This is a genomic window from Dehalococcoidia bacterium (assembly GCA_035310145.1).
In the GTDB taxonomy this organism is placed as follows: domain Bacteria; phylum Chloroflexota; class Dehalococcoidia; order CAUJGQ01; family CAUJGQ01; genus CALFMN01.
Window position 1 is genome coordinate 1 of record DATGEL010000007.1, and the last position, 21,624, is coordinate 21,624.

21 protein-coding genes, 2 tRNA genes and 1 pseudogene are annotated in these 21,624 nt (G+C 69.2%); 8 read left to right on the forward strand and 16 right to left on the reverse strand.

Translation table 11 applies throughout. The annotated features are described in order from the left end of the window. Both VKV26_01190 and VKV26_01195 read right to left on the reverse strand, forming a co-directional pair. Positions 1-1,094, reverse strand: a 1,094-nt coding sequence (locus tag VKV26_01190) for an alpha/beta fold hydrolase (GenBank protein ID HLZ68502.1), incomplete at its 3' end; no start/stop codon positions are given. A gap of 82 nt (positions 1,095-1,176) precedes the next feature. Next, positions 1,177-1,554: a hypothetical protein gene (locus VKV26_01195; GenBank protein HLZ68503.1), complete on the reverse strand. Its 378-nt coding sequence runs from the start codon at positions 1,552-1,554 to the stop codon at positions 1,177-1,179. Between the two features lie 228 nt (positions 1,555-1,782). Between VKV26_01195 and VKV26_01200 the strand changes: the two genes are divergently transcribed. Continuing rightward, positions 1,783-2,670, forward strand: a complete 888-nt coding sequence (locus VKV26_01200; GenBank protein HLZ68504.1) for an LLM class flavin-dependent oxidoreductase — start codon at positions 1,783-1,785, stop codon at positions 2,668-2,670. A 24-nt stretch (positions 2,671-2,694) separates the two neighbouring features. Here VKV26_01200 and VKV26_01205 read toward each other — a convergent pair whose 3' ends face one another. The 6 genes from VKV26_01205 to gcvT all read right to left on the reverse strand — a co-directional run bounded on the left by VKV26_01205 (position 2,695) and on the right by gcvT (position 8,700). Then, on the reverse strand, positions 2,695-3,480 hold the full coding sequence (locus VKV26_01205; GenBank protein HLZ68505.1) for an aminoglycoside adenylyltransferase domain-containing protein: 786 nt from the start codon (positions 3,478-3,480) through the stop codon (positions 2,695-2,697). A gap of 62 nt (positions 3,481-3,542) precedes the next feature. Beyond that, on the reverse strand, positions 3,543-5,096 hold the full coding sequence (gene gcvPB, locus VKV26_01210; protein ID HLZ68506.1) for an aminomethyl-transferring glycine dehydrogenase subunit GcvPB: 1,554 nt from the start codon (positions 5,094-5,096) through the stop codon (positions 3,543-3,545). After that, a complete protein-coding gene (gene gcvPA, locus VKV26_01215) occupies positions 5,093-6,460 on the reverse strand; it encodes an aminomethyl-transferring glycine dehydrogenase subunit GcvPA (GenBank protein HLZ68507.1) in 1,368 nt (455 codons plus the stop codon). The genes gcvPB and gcvPA overlap by 4 nt, the downstream gene beginning before the upstream one ends. After that, entirely contained in the window at positions 6,432-6,818 is a 387-nt protein-coding gene (gcvH, locus tag VKV26_01220; protein ID HLZ68508.1) for a glycine cleavage system protein GcvH, read from the reverse strand. Before gcvH ends, gcvPA begins: the two co-directional genes overlap by 29 nt. Before the next feature lie 144 nt (positions 6,819-6,962). After that, positions 6,963-7,199, reverse strand: a complete 237-nt coding sequence (locus VKV26_01225) for a hypothetical protein (GenBank protein HLZ68509.1) — start codon at positions 7,197-7,199, stop codon at positions 6,963-6,965. Between the two features lie 397 nt (positions 7,200-7,596). Beyond that, positions 7,597-8,700, reverse strand: a complete 1,104-nt coding sequence (gene gcvT, locus VKV26_01230; GenBank protein ID HLZ68510.1) for a glycine cleavage system aminomethyltransferase GcvT — start codon at positions 8,698-8,700, stop codon at positions 7,597-7,599. Between the two features lie 145 nt (positions 8,701-8,845). Here gcvT and VKV26_01235 point away from each other — a divergent pair, with 145 nt between their 5' ends. The 5 genes and pseudogenes from VKV26_01235 to VKV26_01255 all read left to right on the forward strand — a co-directional run bounded on the left by VKV26_01235 (position 8,846) and on the right by VKV26_01255 (position 15,887). Then, positions 8,846-11,152, forward strand: a complete 2,307-nt coding sequence (locus VKV26_01235) for a CoA transferase (GenBank protein HLZ68511.1) — start codon at positions 8,846-8,848, stop codon at positions 11,150-11,152. A 64-nt stretch (positions 11,153-11,216) separates the two neighbouring features. Next, positions 11,217-12,413: a CoA transferase gene (locus VKV26_01240; protein ID HLZ68512.1), complete on the forward strand. Its 1,197-nt coding sequence runs from the start codon at positions 11,217-11,219 to the stop codon at positions 12,411-12,413. Between the two features lie 43 nt (positions 12,414-12,456). Further along, positions 12,457-13,836, forward strand: a complete 1,380-nt coding sequence (locus VKV26_01245; GenBank protein HLZ68513.1) for a CoA transferase — start codon at positions 12,457-12,459, stop codon at positions 13,834-13,836. A 27-nt stretch (positions 13,837-13,863) separates the two neighbouring features. Further along, positions 13,864-15,042 (forward strand): acyl-CoA dehydrogenase family protein, encoded by a 1,179-nt coding sequence (locus VKV26_01250; GenBank protein HLZ68514.1) that lies wholly within the window; start codon positions 13,864-13,866, stop codon positions 15,040-15,042. A gap of 191 nt (positions 15,043-15,233) precedes the next feature. Then, positions 15,234-15,887, forward strand: a pseudogene (locus VKV26_01255) (histidine phosphatase family protein). Positions 15,888-15,908: 21 nt separating this feature from the next. On the opposite strand, the gene VKV26_01260 reads toward VKV26_01255, so the two are convergent. Further along, positions 15,909-16,712 carry an enoyl-CoA hydratase-related protein gene (locus VKV26_01260; protein ID HLZ68515.1) on the reverse strand — a complete coding sequence of 268 codons (804 nt, stop codon included), beginning with the start codon at positions 16,710-16,712 and terminating at the stop codon, positions 15,909-15,911. A 167-nt stretch (positions 16,713-16,879) separates the two neighbouring features. On the opposite strand from VKV26_01260, the gene VKV26_01265 reads away from it, so the two are divergent. After that, entirely contained in the window at positions 16,880-17,344 is a 465-nt protein-coding gene (locus VKV26_01265) for a 4Fe-4S binding protein (protein HLZ68516.1), read from the forward strand. A gap of 119 nt (positions 17,345-17,463) precedes the next feature. Here VKV26_01265 and VKV26_01270 read toward each other — a convergent pair whose 3' ends face one another. Continuing rightward, positions 17,464-17,664 (reverse strand): ferredoxin, encoded by a 201-nt coding sequence (locus tag VKV26_01270; protein HLZ68517.1) that lies wholly within the window; start codon positions 17,662-17,664, stop codon positions 17,464-17,466. A 148-nt stretch (positions 17,665-17,812) separates the two neighbouring features. On the opposite strand from VKV26_01270, the gene VKV26_01275 reads away from it, so the two are divergent. After that, positions 17,813-18,760 carry a hypothetical protein gene (locus VKV26_01275; GenBank protein HLZ68518.1) on the forward strand — a complete coding sequence of 316 codons (948 nt, stop codon included), beginning with the start codon at positions 17,813-17,815 and terminating at the stop codon, positions 18,758-18,760. Here VKV26_01275 and VKV26_01280 read toward each other — a convergent pair. The 6 genes from VKV26_01280 to VKV26_01305 form a co-directional block, all read right to left on the reverse strand. Next, complete coding sequence (locus VKV26_01280) at positions 18,747-19,280, reverse strand: hypothetical protein (protein ID HLZ68519.1); 534 nt, start codon at positions 19,278-19,280, stop codon at positions 18,747-18,749. The genes VKV26_01275 and VKV26_01280 overlap by 14 nt on opposite strands. Before the next feature lie 46 nt (positions 19,281-19,326). Then, positions 19,327-19,752 (reverse strand): response regulator transcription factor, encoded by a 426-nt coding sequence (locus tag VKV26_01285; GenBank protein HLZ68520.1) that lies wholly within the window; start codon positions 19,750-19,752, stop codon positions 19,327-19,329. A 263-nt stretch (positions 19,753-20,015) separates the two neighbouring features. After that, on the reverse strand, positions 20,016-20,804 hold the full coding sequence (locus VKV26_01290) for an NYN domain-containing protein (protein ID HLZ68521.1): 789 nt from the start codon (positions 20,802-20,804) through the stop codon (positions 20,016-20,018). A 99-nt stretch (positions 20,805-20,903) separates the two neighbouring features. Next, positions 20,904-20,976 (reverse strand) — tRNA-Arg (locus VKV26_01295). Between the two features lie 171 nt (positions 20,977-21,147). Beyond that, positions 21,148-21,354 (reverse strand): CsbD family protein, encoded by a 207-nt coding sequence (locus VKV26_01300; protein HLZ68522.1) that lies wholly within the window; start codon positions 21,352-21,354, stop codon positions 21,148-21,150. Positions 21,355-21,541: 187 nt separating this feature from the next. Then, positions 21,542-21,614 (reverse strand) — tRNA-His (locus VKV26_01305). Positions 21,615-21,624: the final 10 nt, after the last annotated feature.

Consider the following 21,624-nt stretch of genomic DNA (forward strand, 5'->3'; position numbering starts at 1 on the left):
CCCAGCCAGCTCGCGACTTTGGGCCAGAGCGTCTGCACCGCCTTGCGGCCCGCCGCCAGGCCGACATGGCCGCCCGGCATCACCACCAGCTCCTTGTCGCTGCTGCCGACGAGCTCGGTCTGCACACGCGTGGCCGGCAACTGCACGATGTGGTCGGACTCGGCCGCGACGGCGAGGAAGCTGCAGGTGATCGCCTTCAGATCGACGCGCCGGCCGCCAAGCTCCAGGGTGCCCTTCACCAGCTTGTTGCCCCGCGCCAGCTCGATCGTTGTCTGGCGGAAGCATGCGCCGGGGAAGGGGATGTGGTCGTTGGTCCACTGGTCGAAGGCGCGGTACTGCTCGACGAACTTGTCGTTCATCACGTTTTGCCAGAGGTTGATGTAGCGCACCGGGCTGAACTCGCTCGCCGGCTTCAGCATGCGGAACGACTGCTGGATCATGTCGGCGGGGATGTTGCCGTAGACCGCGACCATGCGGTCCACGTCCAGCGCGCGCTCCTGCGCCCAGAAGTTTTGCAGCCCCATCTGCGAGAAGTCCACCGGCGTGGCCAAAGTGACCAGGTTGCGCAGCGGCGCCTCGGGATGCGTGGCGGCGTACATCAGCGCCAGCAGGCCGCCCATGCAGTAGCCGAACAGCGAGAACTCGCTCGCATTGGATTCTTCCAGCACCACGCCCACGACCTCGGGGATCATGTCGTCGGTGTAGCTCTCCAGCGTGAGCGTCTTGTCCTCCGGCCGCGGCGTGCCCCAGTCCACCATGTAGACGTCGAAGCCCTGGCCGACGAGGTACTCGATGAACGAGTTGCCGGGAATCAGGTCGAGGATGTAGGGCTTGCTCACCAGCGAGTGCACCATCAGCAGCGGCACGGGCTGCACCGTCGCGGTCGTGCGGCGGTAGCGGTAGAGCTGGGCGGTGCCCTGCTGCCAGAGCACGTCCTTCGGCGCCTTGCCGACGTTGGCGGGCTTCTGGTCGCGCAGCACGTCGAAGGCGCGCATCGACTGCAGCATGGCGCGCTGCATCTCGTCCTGAAACTGCTGCAACTGGCCGCTGAAAAGGTTGGCCGGGGCGGCGGGATCGGAGCGCTGTGCGGTCATCGGCTGCCTCCCCGAATGCGGGGCGATCCGCCGTGGCGGGCGGCGTTCTCTGCGCAGGGACTTCGCCCGGACGTGCGCGGGCTCAGGCGCCGTTGTCGTTGGCGCGCGGCTTCTTGCCGCCGCTGCCCTCAAGCGCTTCGATCTTCTTCACCAGGCGCCGCTGCTCGGCCGCCATCGCCGAGAGCTGCGACTCCAGCGAGGCAAGCCGTTCGCCGATCGCGGTGATGTCGGTGCGCGTTGGCAGGTTGAGCGACTGCATGTAACGCTCGATGTTGTGGGCGAGGCTCTGCTGGAAGGCGAGGTAGCCCTCCATGTAGCGGCCCATCATGCCCGCGAACGCTTCGGTGCCCATCGCCTGGTTGAAGTACTGGTTCCACTGCTGTTCGGCCTGCTCGGCCATCTGGCGCCAGGGACCGAGCAGATCCTGCGGAGTCGGGATGCGTGGAGCACTCTCGGCCATGATCCCCTCCTTGCATACGGCATACGGCATACGGCCTACGGCATACGGCATATGGCTCAGAGTTGTAATGCTGCGCTGGCAGAGTGTCCGGCGCTGCCGGCGCGGCCTTGTGCTCGCTACAATACGCCCGCTGTCAAGGCTTGTGCACCGTTCCGGCAGGCCAGGGACTGATCCTTCACACGGCGTCAATCACCGGCGAGGCGGAGGGAGCCCACGAGGAGGTCCGGCGTGCGCCACGGACTCTCGCTGCCCAATTTCGGTCCCTACGCCGATGCGCGGCTGCTGGCCACGCTCGCGCGCGAGGCCGAGGCGGCGGGTTGGGAAGGATTCTTTCTCTGGGACCACGTGCTCTTCGGCGCTTTGCCGGTGGTCGATCCCTGGGTGGCGCTCACGGCCGTGGCGCTCGCCACGGAGCGCATGCGGCTCGGGCCGCTGGTGACGCCACTGCCGCGCCGCCGGCCGGTGAAGCTCGCGCGCGAGGCCGTTTCGCTCGACCACCTCTCACAGGGACGGCTGGTGCTCGGCGCGGGCAGCGGCCTGCTCTCCTGGGAGCTGGAGGACCTGGGCGAAGCGCGGGAGCTGCGCGAACGCGCTGCCATGCTTGACGAGGGTCTTGAGCTGCTGTGTGAACTCTGGTCCGGCGAGCCGGTTCGCCATCACGGCCGGTACTACACCGTCGAGGCCCGCCTGCCGGGCGCGACCGGGCCGGCCGCGTTCTTGCCCACGCCGGTGCAGCGGCCGCGCATCCCCATCTGGCTGGCCGCGACCTGGCCGCACAAAGCGCCGTTCCGTCGCGCGGCCCAATGGGACGGTGTAGCGCCGATGAAGGCCGGGCAGGGGCTTGAGGGAACGCTGACGCCGGACGATCTGCAGGCTGTCGTCGCGTACCTACGCGGCCAGCGGCAGACTATGGACGGCTTCGACGTAGTGGCGGCGGGCGCCACGAGCGGCAGCGATGGTGCCACTGAAAAGGCCATCGTCGCGCCGTATGCCGCGGCCGGCGCAACCTGGTGGCTGGAGAACATCAACCCGTGGCGCTTCGGCTGGGCCTGGCAGGGGCCGTGGCCGGCCGAACAGATGCACGAACGCATCCTTCTCGGTCCGCCCTTGCGCTGACCTGGACGACCGTGTGGCACGGCCTCAGGGTCGGCGGTCGGCCCGCTCGATCGCGAAGCGCACGAAGGCCAGCGCGTCGGAGGGATCGCCTGAGCCGGGGTCGTGGCGCCAGGCGAGGGCCTGTTCGATGAGAGGCGCCCAGCGTGCGCCGAGTGCATCGCCTGCCCAGGCGGCCGCGGCGGGCTTGGAGACGACCTCGCCAGCTCGCAACGTGTGCAGCGCCCGGCACATGGTCAGCACGGCGAACGCCTGGTAGACGCGCTCGGCAAACCAGGCCGGCTGCTCCAGTATCTGCCGCCACCAGCCCTGCAGGATAGTTCGGACGGCATTGCTCAGCTCGGCGCGAGAAACCGGATCGATCAGGCCGGCCGCCGTCGGACCGTCGAGCACGATGCCGCGCTCGCGCAGGATGTGCCGCTCGATCACCCAGTCGTGCTCGTGCTGCCGCACGGCGAATGGCTTGTCCGCGCCGATCTGGGGATGCCGCGCCTTCGTCTGGTCGTAGCGGCGCAGCGCGGCGCGTGGAATGTACGAACATTCCAGCCGAGCGGCCCACGTGAGCCCGCCGGCGGCGATGCGCCGGTGCATCGCAGCGAGCGCGGCAATCGTCGCGGCGTCCGGCTCGGAAGCCGTCACGATCAGCGCATCGATGTCGCTGCTCTGCGGGTCGAAGTCGCCGGTCGCCAGCGAGCCGTGCAGGTACATGCCGACGAACTCGTGCCGCAGCGTTGCGCGAGTCTCGTCCAGCAGCAGACCTAACAGCGCGTTCACATCGGCAAACGGCGTTGGCTGGATCGCCGTGTGCACCATACCGCACAGCCTGGACCATATTGGCAATACTGTTGGAAGGCGCCCCGCTCCGCCGCCGAGCGCTACTTCGCGGCTTCGCTGCCGGGGCGCCAGCGCAGGACCGGCTTCCGCGCCGCCGTCGCCTCGTCCAGGCGGCGCAGCGGCGCCTGCTGCGGCGCCTCGCGTAGCAGCTCCGGGCTCTCCTCGGCCTCGCGCGCGATCGCCAGCATCGCCTCACAGAAGGCGTCGAGCGCGTCCTTGCCCTCGGCTTCGGTCGGCTCGATCATCAGCGCTTCATCCACGATCAGCGGAAAGTAGACGGTCGGCGGGTGGAAGCCGTAGTCGATCAGGCGCTTGGCGATGTCCAGCGTGCGCACGCCCCGCGCCCGCTGCCGGCTGCCGGAGAAGACCGATTCGTGCATACAACTGCGGTCGTAGGGCAGCACGTACGCCGCTTTCAATCGCGACTGGACATAATTCGCACTGACGACCGCGCTTTCGCTCATCTCGCGCAGGCCGGCGGCTCCGAGCGTGCGCAAATAGGTGTAGGCGCGCACCAGCACGCCGCTGTTGCCGTGATAGGCGCCCAGCCGGCCGATGCTGTGCGCGGGCCGCACGAGCCGATAACGTCCTGCCTGCTCATCGAACACCACGTAGGGATCGGGCAAATAGGGCGCCAGCGCCTCGCTCACCGCGATCGGCCCTGCGCCGGGGCCGCCGCCGCCGTGCGGCGTGCTCAGCGTCTTGTGCACGTTGATATGCAGTACGTCGAAGCCCAGCTCGCCCGGCTTCACCTGGCCGGCGATCGCGTTCAGGTTGGCGCCGTCGCCGTAAAGCAGCGCCCCCGCGCCGTGCACCAGCTCCGCGATGCGCAGGATGTTGAAGTCGAACAGGCCGAGCGTGTTGGGGATCGTCAGCATCAGCGCCGCCGCGCGATCGTCGAGCGCGGCGGCCAGGGCGTCCAAATCCATATCGCCGTCGGCCGCCGTGGGAATCGAGACGACCTCGAAGCCGCACATCGCCGCCGTGGCCGGGTTGGTGCCGTGCGCCGCGTCCGGCACGAGCACGCGCCGGCGGCCGGCGCGGCCGTTCGCCTCAAGCCAGGCCTTGATTGCGAGGATGCCGGCGAACTCGCCCTGCGCCCCCGCCATCGGCGCGAGGCTGGCCGTGTGCAGGCCCGCGATCTCGGCGAACATGCCCTGCAGCTCGAAGAACAGCCGCAGCGTGCCCTGCACGGTCTCTTCGGGCTGCAGCGGATGCAGCGCCGCGAAGCCGGGCAGGCGGGCGATATCTTCGTCGATCTTTGGGTTGTATTTCATCGTACAGGAGCCGAGCGGATAGAAGCCGGCGTCGATGCTGTAGTTCAGCCGGCTGAGCGCGGTGTAGTAGCGCACCGTGTCGAGCTGGCTCAACTCCGGCAGGCGCGGCGGCGTCTCGCGCAGGAACTCGGCGGGCGGCAACGCGCTGGTTGGCACGTCAAGCGCCGGCGGCAGCACACCCTGCTTGCCGGGCGCCCCCCGGTCGAAGGAAAGCGCCGCGCCCAGCTCGTCGCGCCAGAGCTCGGGCGGTCCGGCGAGCCGCGGGGGCGAGACCGCAGCCGGAGCCTGGGCGGCGTGCGCCGACGTCTCCGCGGTCATAGCCTGGCCACCTGCGCCAGCACCTCGGTCAGCGCGTCGATCTCCGCGCGCGGGTTCAGCTCCGTCACGGCGATCAGCAGGCCATTGGGCACGCGATCGCTCACGTCGATGCCGCCGAGGATGCCTCGTTCAAGCAGCGCCGGCAGGATCTCATGCGGCGGTCGTGGGCACTGCAGCGCGAACTCATCGAAGAACGGCGCGTCCGAGGCGAGGCGGAAGCCGGACAGCGCGGCCATGCGCTCGGCCGCGTAGTGTGCCTTGTGGTAGCAGAGCGCGGCGACCTGCCGCAGCCCGGCTGGGCCGAGCAAGGTGAGATAGACGGCGGCTGCCAGCGCCAGCAGTTGCTGGCTGGTGCAAATGTTGCTGGTGGCGCGCTCGCGGCGGATGTGCTGCTCCCGCGTCTGCAGCGTGAGCACGTAGCCGGTGCGGCCGTCCAGGTCCCTGGTCTGTCCCACGATGCGGCCGGGCATCTGCCGCAGGAAGCGCTCGCGGCAGGCGAACAGGCCGGCGTGCGGCCCGCCGTAGTTCAGGCCGCCGCCCAACCCCTGTCCGCTGCCGGTGACGATGTCCGCGCCGTACGCGCCGGGCTCGCGCAGCAGGCCGAGCGAGATCGGGTCCACGTCCACGATGAACAGGGCGCCGGCCGCGTGCGCCGCGTCCGCGAGCGCCTGGACGTTCTCCAGAGCGCCGAGGCCGTTCGGCTGCTGCGCGGCGAGACAGGCGTGCCCATCGCCAAGTGCCGGCTGCGCGGCCGGGACCAGCTCGACCGGCAGGCCGTGGCCGGAGGCATACGTGCGCACGGTCTCGGCGTACGCCGGATTGACCGAGTCAAGCAGAGCGATGCGCCGGCGGCCGCTGGCGGCGACGGCCATCAAACAGGCCTCCGCGAAGGCGCTGGCGCCGTCGTACATGCCGGCGTTGGCCACGTCCATGCCGGTCAGCTCGCAGACCAGCGACTGGAACTCGAAGGCGCCCTGCAGCGTCCCCTGGCTGATCTCCGGCTGGTACGGCGTGTACGCCGTGTAAAACTCGCTGCGGCCGACGATGTGGCCGACCGCGCTGGGCACGAAGTGCCGCTGGGCGCCGCCGCCAAGGAACGAGATCAGCTCGCTCGTGTGCCGGTTCTGGCCGGCGATCGCGCTCAGCTCGCGCAGCAGCTCCTGCTCGGAGAGCGGCGGCGGCAGCCGCAGTTCGGGCGTGCGGTAGGCAGCCGGAATCGGCGTGAACAGCTCGTCCGCCGAGGCCACACCGATGTGGGCGAGCATCGCCGCGCGCTCGGCAACGGTGGTGCCGACATAGGGGTTGTGCGCCCCGTCCGGCGAAGGCTGCAGTGTGTCAGTGTTCGCTGGCGGTGTGCTGCTCATACGCCTCGGCCGAGAGCAGATTGTCGAGCTGGCCGGCGTCCGCGACCTTCAGCTTGATCAGCCAGCCGCCGCCGTAGGGCTCCTTGTTGATGATCTCCGGCTCTTCCACGGCCGCCTGGTTGATCTCGCTGATTTCGCCGCCGATCGGCGTGAACAGCTCGGAGACCGACTTGACCGACTCGATCTCGCCGATCTTGCCGAACTGCTCAACAGATGTGCCGGCGGCAGAAAGGCTGAGGTAGACGATGTCGCCGAGCTGGTCCTGGGCGAAGTCCGTGATGCCCACCGTGGCCGTCTCCCCCTCCAGCCGCACCCACTCGTGCTCCTTCGAGTACTTCAAGTCGCGCGGAGTCTCCATCGCTGCTCCTTACAGATGGTTTCAAAACCGGCGTTCAGGTGCGATCGCACACCTACAAGGGGGAACTCGAGCCGGTTTTGAAACCATGTCTTAGCGCCTATCCCGTAAGGCGTACAGATTGACCATCAGGGGAGGTGGCGCCGCTCAGTCTTCGGGAAGAGCAGCAAAGGCTTTCTTTGTCTTCAGATACCACCCCATCCCTTTGATGGGATTTTTCCACCTGCCCCGCATCGCCTTCAAGGCATCAATGTGCGTTCCGTCACCACCGGAGACCATTTCTTTTAGATGTTTATCCTGGGCTTTTATAACCTCATCAGCCGAAGTTCCATGAAACTGGGTATCACATGGACCACCCATTTGTTTGCATGTCATTGTTTTCAACCCCTATCCCTCCATGGCTCCGGTGAGCAACGGTGTGTGGTTGCACACTGCGGAGTATGACCATTATCGGCAGCAGAGCAGTCGTGGCAAACAGCTCAAGTGTAGGGCAGGTCTGCGCCCGATGCCTCTTCGTCTCTCACTGCTGCTCGGCCGTAGACGGAATGTTCGTTATCTATCACGGAAGGGATCCTCTGTGGGGTAACACGACAGATATGGGAGAGCCTGCCCCGCATGCGAGTGGCGTCTTTCGCTGGTGGCATCACTCCGCCCCGCCGCCCGAGCCGGCACAAGCCGTCAGGAAACAGCAAATAAAGGGGGATGACACGGCGTATGGTGCAGCAGACGCTTGCTGTTGCCAGGTCCGCATATTCTGAGCCGGTCGCCGGTCCACGAGCTTCTACTCCCTATTCGCCGCTCTGTAAAACGGCCGCTTCACCACCGCGGCGGGCACGGCGCGGCCGCGGATCTCGACCTCCAGTGCCGTGCCGGGCTTCGCCAGATCCAGCGGCAGATAGGCCATGCCGATGCCGGCATTGATGGTTGGCGAGAAGCTGCCGCTGGTGAGCGCGCCCAGCTCGCGACCCTCGTGTCGCACTGTGTAGCCGTGGCGCGGCACCGCCCGCTCCGTTGCGCGGATGCAGGAGAGGCGGCGATCGGTGGCGCCGCGGGTGTTCTGCAGTGCTTGCCGGCCTTCGAAGGGCCGCTCGGCGTCGAGGGAGACGACCCAGCCGAGGCCCGCCTCCCAGGGTGTGGTCGTGGTGTCGATGTCGTTGCCGTAGAGCGGCAGCGCCGCCTCCAACCGCAGCACGTCGCGGGCGCCGAGGCCGCAGGGCGTGACGCCGGCGGCAACCAGCGCCTCCCAGAGGCTGCGGCCGGCGTCGAGGCCGCAGACGAACTCGAAGCCGTCCTCGCCGGTATAGCCCGTGCGCGAAACCAGCGCTTTCTGGCGGAACAGCTCGATCTCACGGCAGGCGTGGCGCGGCACGGCCCGTTCCAGCTCCGCCGAGAAGACGGCCTGGAAAACGTGGCGCGCACCCGGCCCCTGCAGCGCCAGCATCACTGTCGCCGCCTGGCGATCGTCCAGAGCCAGATCCATCGCGCTGCGGCGGTGGCCGTGCAGCCAGCGCAGGTCGGCGTCGTAGCGCGAGGCGTTGCCGACCAGCAGCCAGCGCTCGCGGCCGATGCGGTAGAGGTACGGGTCGTCGAGGATGCCGCCATGCTCGTCGCAGAGCAGGTTGTAATGACCGGCGCCTTCCTCGACGTTGGCGGCATCGTACGTCAGCGTCTCACGCAGCAAGGTGAGAGCGTCCGGGCCGTTCAGGAACAGCCGTCCCATGTGCGAGACGTCGAACAGGCCGGCGCGCTCGCGCACGGCGCGCACCTCTTCGACGATGCCGGCGTACTGAATCGGCATCTCCCAACCGGCGAAGGGCGTCATGCGGGCGCCGAGGGCGCGGTGCGCCGCGTCGAGCGGGCTCCTGCGAAGCACGTCCTGCGCCATGCTGCCGGCTCCGGCGGCCGAGCGCCGCGACAGCTATTGTACGCCAGTCCGCAAGCGGTCCCGAGCTGAAGGCGTGCGGTGCAGGCGGGCGGCGAATGCGGTACGCTGGCGCACTGGGACCAGGTTCCACGCGGAGGGGTGCAAGATGGCAGGACCGCTCTCTGGAGTGCGCGTGCTCGATCTCGGTCAATACATCGCCGGACCGCTGGCCTCGATGTTGCTCGGCGACCTGGGCGCCGACGTGGTGCGCATCGATCCGCCCGGCGGGCCGCGCATGCAGGGGCCAGCCAACGCGACCTGGAACCGCGGCAAGCAGGCGTTCGCGCTCGATCTGAAGAGTGAGGCCGGCCGTGAGCGGGCGTGCCAGTTGATCGCGGCGGCCGACGTGCTGATCGAGAACTTCCGTCCTGGTGTGATGGCCCGCCTGGGTCTTGGCGCCGGCGAGCTGTGCGCGGCGAATCCCCGCCTGATTTATTGCGCCCTGCCCGGCTTCGCGGGCGACGATCCGCGCGCCGGCGTGGCGGCGTGGGAAGGCGTGGTCGGCGCCGCAACCGGCACCTACGCCACGCGGCTGGAGGGTGACAACGGCGGCGAGGGCGCCGTGTTCACGGCCGTGCCGATCTCCTCGGCCTACGCCGCCTTCCTCGGGGCGACGAGCGTGGTGATGGCGCTGATCGCCCGCGAGCGCGACGGCCAGGGCCAGCGCATCGAAGTGCCGCTGTTCGACGCCACCTTCACCGCGATCGGCGCCCGCGGCATCACCTTCCACGATCCGAGCGCCGCGCCGCCGCCGCGCGGCTCCGCCTGGGTGCGGCAGTACGAGTGCGCGGATGGCCGCTGGGTGCAGTTCCACGCGGCGAATACCCGCTTCATTCTGCAGTTCATCAAGGCCGCGGGCGTGGAGCAGTGGCAGAGCGAGGGATTGGCCGACCGCCAACGCCTCAACGGCGACCGCGCCCTTTCCGCCGAGCTGCTGGCGCGCATGGTCGCCCTGTTCAAGACGCGCACGGCGCAGGAATGGGAAGACCTGGTCAACGCCGCCGGCACGCCCACCGCGATCTGCCGCGAGAGCGCCGAGTGGCTGGAGCATCCGCACGCGCGTGGCTCGCGGATGATCGTTGAGGTCGAGGACCCGGAGTACGGCCCAATGCTGCAGCCGGGCGTGCAGGCCCGCCTCCTGGGCACACCCGGCGAGGTGCGGCCGCGTCCCACGGCGCACTCAACAGCGCTCCCTCCGGGCGATCCGTGGCCGCGGCCGCAGCTCACCCTCTCAGGCAACTCGCCCGCCCTGTGCACGCCCTCGTCAGACGGCGCCGTCCCGCTTTCGGCGTTACAGGGCGTGAAGGTGCTGGACCTCTGCATCATCCTCGCCGGGCCGACCTGCGGCCGCACGCTGGCCGAGTTCGGCGCCGACGTGATCAAGATCGACGCGCCCGAACGCGAGGGCGGTGTCGCCTTCCACCAGGACGTGAACCGCGGCAAGCGCAGCATCCTGCTTGACCTCAAAAGCAATGAGGGCCGCGAGGTTTTCTGGACGCTGGTGGACGAGGCCGAAGTCGTCGTGCAGAACTACCGCGACGGCGTGGTGCAGCGGCTGGGCGTTGACTACGAGGCGGTGCGCCGGCGCAAGCCGCGGATCGTCTACGCCTCGCTGAACGCCTACGGCCACGTCGGCCCCTGGGCGCAGCGCCCCGGCTGGGAGCAACTGGCGCAGGCGGCGACGGGCATGCAGGCGCGTTACGGCCGCGGCGGCATGCCCGTCCTGCAGCCCTTCCCGGTGAACGACTACGGCACCGGCATCATGGGCGCCTACGCGGTTGCGGCGGCGCTCTATCACCGCCAGCGCACGGGTGAGGGACAGCACGTGCAGACGGCGCTCGCCTACACCGCCTGCACGCTGCAATCGCTCTTCCTCCAGGACTTCACCGGTAAGCGCTGGGACGAGCCGAATGGCCAGCGGGCGCTGGGCTGGGGCCCGCTGCAGCGGCTGTATCGCGCCGCAGACGGTTGGTTCTTTCTCGGCGCGCCTGAGGCCGAGCGCGACCGGCTGGCCGCGCTGGCAGGCGTGAGCGGATCGGCGCCGCTGCCAGACGAGGCGTTCGCTGCGGCGCTGGAAGCGGCGTTCGCGCGGCGCCCGCGGCAGGCCTGGGTGGATGCCTTGACGGCAGCGGGCATCGGCGCCCAGCGCACGGCGACCGTGCCGGAACTGATGATGGACGGCTGGGTGATGGCGCACGGCCTCAGCCTGCGCCGCGAGCACGACGGCCTGGGTGAGATCACGACCAACGGCCCGGCGCCACGCCTCTCGCGCACGCCGGTGCGGCCTGGACGGCCCGCGCCGCGGCCCGGCTCCGATGCCCGCTCGATCCTGGCGGAGATCGGACTGGCCGACGATCTTGACGGGCTGGCCGAGCGCGGCGTCGTGCGGCTCGACCTGGCGGCCGCGCGATGAGCCGGGCCGGCCGGAGCGATCCGGTTGCGGCCGGCCCTCCGCCGCGGAGTTGGGACGCGGGCGCATGAACCGAGCAGAGCGGCCGCTGGCCGGCCTCACCGTGCTCGACCTGACGCAGCACGTGGCCGGGCCGTTCGCCACGCGCCTGCTGGCGGCCTACGGCGCGGACGTGATCAAGATGGAGCGGCCGGACGGCGGCGACCCTGCCCGCCGCACTGGACCGTTCCCCGGCGATGCGCCACACCCGGAGCGCAGCGCCAGCTTCCTCTACCTGAACACCGGCAAGCAGAGCGTGACGCTCAACCTGAAGTCGCGCGCCGGGCGGGCGCTGCTGCTCGAACTGGCCGAGCAGGCGGATGCGCTGGTCGAAAACTTCTCTCCCCGCGTGCTGCCGGCGCTGGGGCTGGACTGGCCGGCGCTGTACGCCGTTAACCCGGCGCTGGCCATGGTTTCGATCTCGAACTACGGCCAGAGCGGCCCCAATCGCGACTTCGCCGCGACGAACCTGACGCTCTTCGCCGCGGGCGGCCAGATGTCGCTCACCGGCGAGCCGGGCCGCGAGCCGCTGGTGAACGGCGGCACGCAGGCGCTGCTGCAGGCGGGGCTGCACGGCTTCTCCGCTACGCTCGCCGCGATCTTCGGGGCGAGGACGCAGGGAAGCGGCACGCACATCGATGTCTCAATCCAGGAGGTGCAGGCGGCGGCGCTGGAAGGCGCCGGGCCGTCGGCGCTGGTCTACGGCTTCGACGCGACGCGCGCCGGCAACCTGCCGCGTGCCACCTGGGGCATCTATCCCTGTGCCGACGGCTTCATCGGCTGCTCCTGTATGGATCAGAATGTGCCGGACCTGTTCCGCGCGATGGGCCGAGAGGACCTGCTCGACTCGCCCTTCCGGGACCAGCGCTGGCGCGCCGAGCACAACGAGGAGGTGATGACGCTTTTGCTCGGCTTCTTCGTCGAGCACACGCAGGCGGAGCTGCGCGAGCTGGGCGCACGTCACCGCGTCGCCATCGGTGTGATGCCCACGATCGTGGAACTGCTCGCCTGGCCGGGCCTGCTGGAGAAGGGCTTCTGGCAGGAGCTGGATCACCCGGAAGCAGGCCGGCTGACCTATTCCGGCGCGCCGTTCACAATCGACGGCAGCGGCTTCGCCCTGGCGCCCGCGCCGCTGCTCGGCGAACACACCGAGGCGGTGCTGCGCGAACGGCTCGGCCTCTCGACGGCCGAGATCGGCGAGTTACGCGAGCATGGAGTGATCTGACGATGCGGAGAGCGCGTGCTCAAGACGCGCCGTGGAGGCTGCCATGAGCGAGGCGGCGCTGCCGCTGGCCGGCGTGCGCATCATTGACCTGACCATGGTCTGGGCCGGCCCCTACGGCACGCGGCTGCTCGCCGACGCGGGCGCGGACGTGATTAAGATCGAGGGCGTGACGCGGCCGGACTCGATCCGCACGAGCGGCGCGGCGGCGCTGGCCGGCGTCGATCGCGCCTTCGATCGGATCGCCTACTTCAACGAGTACGGCCGCAATAAGCGCGGTCTGGCGCTGGATCTAAGCGAGCCGCGGGGGCGCGAGGCGTTGCTGCGGCTGGTGCGCGTCTCGGACGCGCTGATCGAAAACTTCCGCAGCGGAGTGCTCGACGGCTGGGGCCTCGGCGCCGAGCGGCTGCGGGCCGAACGGCCCGACCTGATCGTCGTTTCGATGCCCGGATTCGCCGCGACCGGTAGCGAGCGCAACCTCGCCGGCTACGGCCCGACGATCGAACAGCTCGGCGGCCTGATTCAGCTCAGCGGCTACGAAGGCGGCGGACCGCAGAAGAGCGGCATCTCCTACGGCGACCCGCTGGCGGGCACGCTCGCGGCCGGCGCGCTGATCGCCGCGCTGCTGCGGCGGCAGCGGACCGGCCAGGGCGCCGTGGTCGAAGTCTCGCAGCGCGACAACATGCTGGGCATGATCGGCGAGGCCGTGCTTGACTTCGGCATGAACCGGCGTTTGCCCGTGCGCCGCGGCAACCGTCACCGCTGGCTGGCGCCGCACGGCTGCTATCCCTCGCTGCCGCTGCCGGACGGCGAGGGGCGCCCGCTCGGCCGGGCGGGTACACAAATGGGCGAGGCGACCGATCGCTGGGTGGCGATCGCCGTGGCCACGAACGATCAGTGGCGGGGACTGTGCGGCGTGATCGGCCGGCCGGAGCTGGCCGGCGATCCGCGCTACGCCCGCGCCCTCGATCGCTACGAGCGCCAGGACGCGCTGGACAAAGTCATCGCCGCCTGGACGCGCGAGCGCAGCGACGACGAGGCGATGCACGCGCTGCAGGCGGCCGGCGTGCCGGCTTCGGCGCTGCGCACGCCGCTGACGCTGACGCACGACCCGCACCTGGCGGCGCGGGGGTTCTATCGCGAGGTCGAGCATCCGGTGGCCGGACGGCACCGCGTCGCCGGACCCCTGTGGAACGAGCCGGCGACGGAGGCGGCGCCGATGCGACCGGCGCCGACCTTCGGACAGCATCGCGTGGAGGTGCTCGGCGATCTCGTGGGATTCGCGGCCGAAGCGTTGGCAGGGCTTGAGCGGCAGGGCATCATCGGAGACGAACCGCTCAAGCGGCAACCGCTGCCGCGAGCAGATGGTGCAGACGACGGCGCGGCGACCGTGGCCTGGCAAGAATCGTCAGGGGGGCGGCGCTGACGGCGGCGAGATCTGGGGAGCGAGGCGATGGATTTCCGGTTTTCGGACGAGGACGAGGCGTGGCGGCAGGAGCTGCGCACATGGATTCGCGCGGAGTTCGGCGCGGATTGGCGCGGATTCTCTGCCATGAGCGGCGACGGCGAAGAAGAGTACGCGTTCGTGCGCGGCGTGCGTCAGAAGCTGGCCGCGAAGGGCTGGACGGCGCCCGCCTGGCCGCGCGCGCTGGGCGGCATGGACGCCGGCTTCACCAGGCAGGCGATCTTCAACGAGGAGCTGGCCTATCACCGCGTGCCGGGGCCGGACATCGTCTCCGTCGGCTACGTCGGCCCGACGCTGATGCTGTACGGCACCGACGAGCAGAAGGCGCACCTGCCGGCGATCGTGCGCGCCGACGAGACCTGGTGCCAGGGCTACTCCGAGCCGGGCAGCGGCTCCGACCTTGCCAGCCTGCAGACGCGGGCCGTGCGCGACGGCGACGACTACGTGATCAACGGCCAGAAGATCTGGACCTCGCAGGCGCACCACGCCAACTGGATGTTCATGCTGGCGCGCACCGACCCCGACGCGCCCAAGCATCGCGGCATCTCTTACCTGCTGCTCGACATGCAGACGCCCGGCATCAGCATCCGGCCGCTGATCAACATGGCCGGGCGGCACGGCTTCAACGAGGTCTTCTTCGACAACGTGCGCGTGCCCGTGCAGAACCGCGTAGGCGAGGAGAACCGCGGCTGGTACGTGGGCATGGCGACGATGGACTTCGAGCGCTCGGCCCTCTCCGGCTCGGCGGGGCTGCGCCGCAGCTACGAAGACCTGGTGAGCTTCGTGCGCGACACTGCGCGGTCGGGCATCGTGGCGATGGACCGTGAGCTGGCCCGCAACGCCCTGGCCGAGGCGGGGATCGAGATCGAGGTCTCGCGCATGCTTTCGCTGCGCGTGCTTTCGATGCAGCAGGCGGGCCAGGTGCCCAACCACGAGGCGAGCATGGCAAAGCTGTACGCCTCCGAGCTGAGCCAGCGCTTCGCCCGCCTGGGCACGCGGCTGCTGGGCATGTACGGCGGCGTGCGGCGCGGCTCGCCCTTCGCGCGGCTTGCGGGCGAGTTCACGGAGTCCTACATGCAGACAGTGCCATCCACGATCGCCGGCGGCAGCAGCGAGATCCAGCGCAACGTGATCGCCACGCGCGGCCTCGGCCTGCCGCGGGGATAGGAAGTAGAGGGCATCGAGCGCAGTCCAGTCTAAGGATGAACGGATGGAAGCACTCCTGCGGTTGTGCGGCCAGCTCCGCTCACTCGCCAACCGCCTCAATCTGGCCCGCGAACTGCGTGCAATCGTCTACGGTGCGCTGGAATAGCGCCCCGCCAGTGGATGGCGAAGTCAAGGCCCAATCGGAAGGCTGGATGCCGACGACGATCTACCTGGTGCGGCACGGTCAAACAGTGGGCCATCGGCTGCGCCGCTACCAGGCGCTTGATACACCCCTGTCCCCCGAGGGCCGCAGGCAGGCGCGGCTGCTGGCCCTGCGGTTGGCCACGGAAGGTCCGTTCACCGCGATCTATACCAGTGACCTGGCGCGCGCGCTGGAGACTGCCACCGCGATCGGTGGAAAGCTGGGCCTCCGGCCGCTGCTGGACCCGCGCCTGCGCGAGCTGGACGCGGGCGACTGAAACGGCTTGCACTATGACGAGATCGAGCGACGCTTTCCAGGCGGGCACGATCGCTGGTTCGCCGGCGGCGGGGTGGAGCGGCTGCCCGGCCCAACCGGCGAATCGATGACCGAGGTGCGGCAGCGCATCGTCGCGGCGTGCGAAGCGATCGCGGCGCGCCATGCCGGCGAGCGGGTAATCGTGGTCTCGCACGGCTGGGCGCTCGCCGTGTTGGTGGCGGCATGGCACGGCTGGGACCCGGTGGAAACATTCCGCGAGCAGCGGCTGCGCTTCGATAACACGGCGGTGACGATCTTCGAGCTCAACGAGAACGGCCGCCGCTGCACGCAGCTCAACTGCACGAGCCACCTCGACGGCGCCTCGAGCAACAACGACGGTAGGGCTTGAACCGGCGGCGTAGCGTGCCGCTCACCACGCGCGGAAGGTCGGCTTGCGGCGCTCGGTGAAGGCACGGGCGCCCTCAAGCACGTCTTCCGTCTCCAGGATCTGGTTGTAGAGCTGCGCTTCGAGCCTCCGGCCGGCGTCGAAGGTCATCTCCAGTCCGCCACGGTAGGCGGCCTCTTTGGTCGCGCGCACGGCCAGCGGCCCCATCTCGCACAGCCGCTCGGCCCACTCCCGCGCCGTCGCCTGCAGGCTCTCGAGCGGCACCACGGCGTTGACCAGGCCGAAGTGCAGCAGCCGCTTCGCCTCGATCGCGTCGGAGTAAAGCAGCATCTCCATGGCGATGCCGAAGGGCAGGTAGCGCACCAGCCGCTGCGTCTGCCCGCCTCCTGCCACGAGACCACGTCGCGAGGACGATGTGCCCAGCCGCGCGTTCTCCGAAGCGAGGCGAATATCGCAGGCCAGGGCGAGGGCAAAGCCGCCGGCCAGGCAGTAGCCGTTGACCGCCGCGATCACCGGCTTCCACAGGTTGAGCGGCAGAAAGTAGTCGAGGCCGTCGTCGTCCGTGGGCAGGCCGTGCTCCTTGCGCGTACGGTGGTACTCCGGACCGCCGGGCGCGGCGGCCATCAGGTCGCGGCCGGAGCAGAAGGCGCGGTCGCCGGCGCCGGTGAGGATCGTGACCCAGATCCGGTCATCGCGCCGAATCTCCTGCCAGCAATCGTGCAGCCGGCCCATCATCTCGCCGGTGAGGGCGTTGAGCTTCTCCGGCCGGTTGAGCGTGATCGTGGCGATCCGCCCGTCGCGCTCCAACAGGACATCATCTGCGGGCATGCTCCTGCTCCTGCCTCGGCGCCGCGGGCGCCTGTTGCCCGCAGCATAGCCTGCGCAGGCGACCGATGGCAGCCTGCGCAGGCCTCGGCCGGCTTTGTGCGCGGCGGCACAGGCGCGCTATACTGGCGACGGAGACCGGGCCGGCGAGATCCCGCGGAGGTGCCGCGTTGCCATACGTCATTACCGAAACCTGCATCGGTTGCACCGCCTGCACGAAGCGTTGCCCCACGGGGGCGATCACCGGTGTGCGCAACGTGATTCACGTGATCGACCCCGCGCTGTGCATCGACTGCGGCGCCTGCGGTGTGGTTTGCCCGCCGGAGGCGATCTACGACGACATCGGCGATCAGTGCAAGACCTTCACGCGCAAAGAGTGGCCGAAGGCGATCGTGATCGAAGACAACTGCATCGGCAGCGGCTGCGAGCTGTGCATCAGCATCTGCCCCTTCGATGCTCTGAGCCTGCAGCAGAGCGAGACGGCGTCGGACTTCTGGGGTGTGGCCACGCTGAACGAGCGCAAGTGCACCGGCTGCCGCCTCTGCGAGCAGGCCTGCGGCTGGGGTGCCATCTACATTGACCCGCCGCGCGAGCTGCTGAAGAAGCCGGAGGGCGCGGCAAGCTCCGCGGCTTGACCCGGCACGCGCACACGGCGGCGATCGTGAGAGCCGGCCTCGCTGCGGGGCCGGCTCTCTTCGCGCACAATCCATCCTCGCCGGTCACGGCAGCAGGGCGCGGGCGCAGGCTTCGCCCGCTACTCTTCCTTCATCGAGATCGCCTGTTCCGGGCAGAGCTCGATCGCCTTCAGCAGCTTCGCGCGCAGTTCCTCCGGCACGTCTTCCATGATGATGTAGGTGCCGTCGTCGCGCACCTCGAAGATCTCCGGCGCCGTGCGGGCGCAGACGCCGTGGCTCTTGCACAGGTCGTAGTCGATGTCGGGCTTCAGGGTTGCCATTGCTCTCCTCCAGCGCGGCGGGCGTCCGCATATCCCGCATCGTAGCGCCGCGCCGCCGGGGCGGCAATGCGGCGCCGCGCCGTGCGCACACGCGGCGATGCTATCCTTGTCCCGCGAACCTCAACTCTCCCGCAGGACACGACTCGGCATGAGCCAGGAAGCGGAACTTCGGCTCCTCGCGCACCTGCTGCTGGATTGGATTGCGTCACGCTCGGGTCGGAAGCTGACGCTGCTGCCGGCGAGGGCAGATGCAATCGCGAGAGCCGGCGACGAGGACGATCGCCTGTCGATCGTGCTGGCGTCGCTGAGTTCCGCCGAACGTCCGCCGGCATGGGTCGCCGCGCTGGAGCGCTTCGCCGGCCGGCTGGACACGTCGGGGAGCGGCGTGCTCATCTGGCTGCCGCCGGGCGCCACCGTGCCGGACGAAGAACCGGCCGCGTCCACCGTTGCCATGGCAGTGCAGCAGGCAGTCATGGCGACGCCGGCGGGCGAGAGCCGAGATGCCCTGTTGCCGATCCGCATTTCCCTGCTCAAGCGCGACGAACAGGGCGCCTACGTCTCGGCCGCCGGCGGCCTGGCGCCGCTGTGGGCGCAGTTCACTGACCGGGTGCAGGGTTACTTTCAGATCGACAGCACGGCGCTGCACCGGCTGCCGGAAGACGAGGCGCAGACGCGTGCCGTAATCGACCGCATCGTGGCGGCCAGCACCGGCATGGCGCTCGGTGAGGCGCGGGTGGTTGAGGCCGAGGACCGCTGGCGAATTCAGCGGCTGCGCGGCGGCGACGGCTGCGCCGTAATCGGCCTGCCGCCGGGCGATGAATCGGAGAGTGGCGCACCGCTGCGCCGCCGGCTGCGCGCGGCGCTGCGCGAGGCCGGCGAGCGGCTGGCCGGCGAGAACGCCACGTTGCGCGTCCTCGCCCTCTACGGACACTATCCGACGCTGGAAATGGAACAGGCCGGGCCGGCGCTGCGCGGACAGGACCCCGCGCTATTTGCCGGCCTCGACCTGATCGTGTTGATCGCCGACGGCGCCGTGAAGCCGTTGCTCGACATCACGCGCCGGCCGCTGGTGCAGCCGCGGGCTACGGCTGGTTGACGCCGGCGGGCGCCCCGGTCTGCTGCCGCACGTCCAGCGACTGCTCGGCATCCAGTTCGGCGGTGCGGTCGTCTTCGCGCGGCTCGCCGGCGGCGCCGGGAACATTGCTCGGCTCCGCCGGCCAATCCTCGGCGTAGAGGTCGTCGTCCTCCTCGCTGCCGCTCAGCCAGCGGTAGGCAAGCGCCGCGCCGACCACGCCCACGGCGATCAGCGCCAGCATCCACCAGCGCGAGCGACGGCGCTTCGGCTTGCGCCCGATGCGGGAGACGTTCTGCAGCGGCTCGGGCAAGGAGACATCGGCGAGCTGCCCGCGGGCGCTGCTGAACGCACCCCGGCCCCAGTCCACGGCGCGCAGGGCGGCGCCGGAGACGGCGTCGCGCGTCTCCTCAGCGCTGGGTAGCCTGTGCACCAATGCACCGATGGCGCCGTCGGTGCCGTCGCTGTCGCGCCCGGGCACCACGAGCGATAGCCGAGCCGAGCGTCCGGTCTGCGGCGGAGCGGATTGACGAGTACTGAACATGAACTGGCACTCCTTCAGGCGCGATTCGCGTCGGTGCTGCCCGTTGCTAGGCTTCTCGTGCGAGCGGTGTCTCGCGCATACCGGGGTCGAGAGCGAGCCGACTGTGCAGATCCACGCAGGCGAGCAGATCGGACAATTCGAACGGCTTAGCCAGGTAGCCCTGAGCGCCGCTGCGCAGCGCCTGGTCCTGGCCGGTGAACGACGCCGTCATCACCACCACCGGCGTCTGCTCGCCGGCGGCCGAGCGCAGCGCGTCAAGCACCTGCCAGCCGTCGACGCCGGGCATGCGCACGTCGAGCAAGATCAGGTCGGGTCGACTGCTGCCGAGAGTTCGTAGCGCTTCGGCGCCGCTGGCGGCGAGCTGCACCTCATAGCCGGAGTCGGTGAGCGCAACCTGGATGAAGCGGCGAATCTCTTGATCGTCGTCGACGACGAGAACACAGCGGCCAGCGGATCCTGGCGGGAAGCTCATTGCGGTCTCCAAAGGCGAGCACGCTCAGCGTCGCCGCCGGTCCTGCCATAGTAGTCGCACGGCAGGCTGGCGACATCCTTCTTGCGGCGCAGCGGCTGCTAGCGAAAGCAAACTGAAAGACGACGATCCGGCCGCACCGCCTGAACCGGCGGTGGCGCGGCTGGGCCCGGCCAGGAGCGCCCGCGCCGCAGCGCCGTGAACAGAACGTGCAGCGAAGGGCAGCAATCGCAGGGCGGTCCGCGCCGGAATCTCCACTTCAATAGTTACGAATGCTCGCGCGTCGTGGAATCTTCATCGAGCGCCTCCTGCACGAGCGGGTGAAAGCGATCGAGCGAGGTAGTGCGCACGGTGTCGCCGTTTGAGCCGATCGTCAGCTCCTGGCGAAGGATTCCCTGGTTCTTGAACTCGCTGAGCTTGCCCTCGACCAGCTCGGGGGCGATCAGATCACGGTTGCGATCGTGCTTCAGGTATTCCGCCATCCAGCGGAAGACCGGCAGCACGCCGTTGCGCCGGGTGACCTCAAATTCGTTGATGCGCCGGATAATCTCTCTTTCGACCGCCGGATCTTCCGAGGCCTTGCTGATCTCGACGGGGTCGGCGTTGCCGCCGGCGGCTTCGACCAGCGCCCGGCTGATGCTGCCCGGCACACCGGCGATCACAACCGTCTTCCCGAGCCGGAAGCGCAGGCGGGTGACGATGCGCACGTAGTCGCTGTCGCCCGCCATCAGCAGAAACGTGGAGGTGTTCACACTGTCTTGTGCCACTTCGTAGAGGTCGATCGCCACATTCATATCGACGGTGCTTTGTGAACGCTCGCCTCGCGCCTTGACAGGACAGCTAAACGGTTCGATGCCGGCGACGCGCAGACGGGGTTCCAGATCGCGCAGATAATCCTGTGAGAAGTCGCCGTAGGCACGGGCAAAACTAATCAGCCCGTACTTCTGCGCCTTTTCCACCCACTTCATCGGATCGGGCGCCTGACGATGCGCATTCCAGAGCGACGTCACCACGTTTTCGAGATCAACAAAGAGTGCGACATTGCCGCCGTCCAAAGGCATGACTCCTTCTAGAAGGCCGGCAGGGACCGCATATGCAACTGGTAATGTCAAGGACCTGTGCACGCTCGGAGTGCGGCCCGGCAGGCCGGCCGGCGCGCCCGGAGGGATTCGAACCCCCGACCCTCGGTTCCGAAGACCGATGCTCTTTCCACTGAGCTACGAGCGCGGAAGCCGCGCGAGACGCGCGTCTCCACGCTGCGATGGGATTGTAGGAAGGCACGCTACGTCGGTCAAGCGGAGTGCGCCGGCCGGCACAGCCCACCGCTTGTGCCCGCCGCAGGACAACGCGAGGGACGGCCCGTGGCCGCCCCTGCACCGTTCCCGAATCCGCCGCTGGCTACGGCTTCGCCCGGTCCCGCAGCGCGTCGGCCGCTTCGCCGGCCGCGTTCTTGGCCTTGCCCCAGGCGTTCTCGAATTTCCCTTCGTTCTTGCGCTCGTTGCCTTCGGCTTCCTGCTCAGGGTCGTTGGTGGCCTGACCGAATTTCTCCTGCGCGGCGCCCGCGGCTTCCCTGGCTTTGCCCTTCAACTCATCCTTGTCCGGCATGATCGCTCTCCTCATAGACGCGCGATGCGGGCATAACCTTGCCCGCCCGCAAGGACGATCATCGCCCTCGGGCAAGCCGGCAACTATACCGCATACGTGCTAGGGCGACGCGCCGGAAGAAGAGCGCGGAAGCGGTGAGGGCGTCGTGGCGAACGGCCACCAAGCATGAAAGGCGAAGGTGAACGGGGGTGGATGGAGGGGATCGAACCCTCGATCTCCAGGGCCACAACCTGGCGCTTTGACCGCTAAGCTACACCCACCACGGGCTAG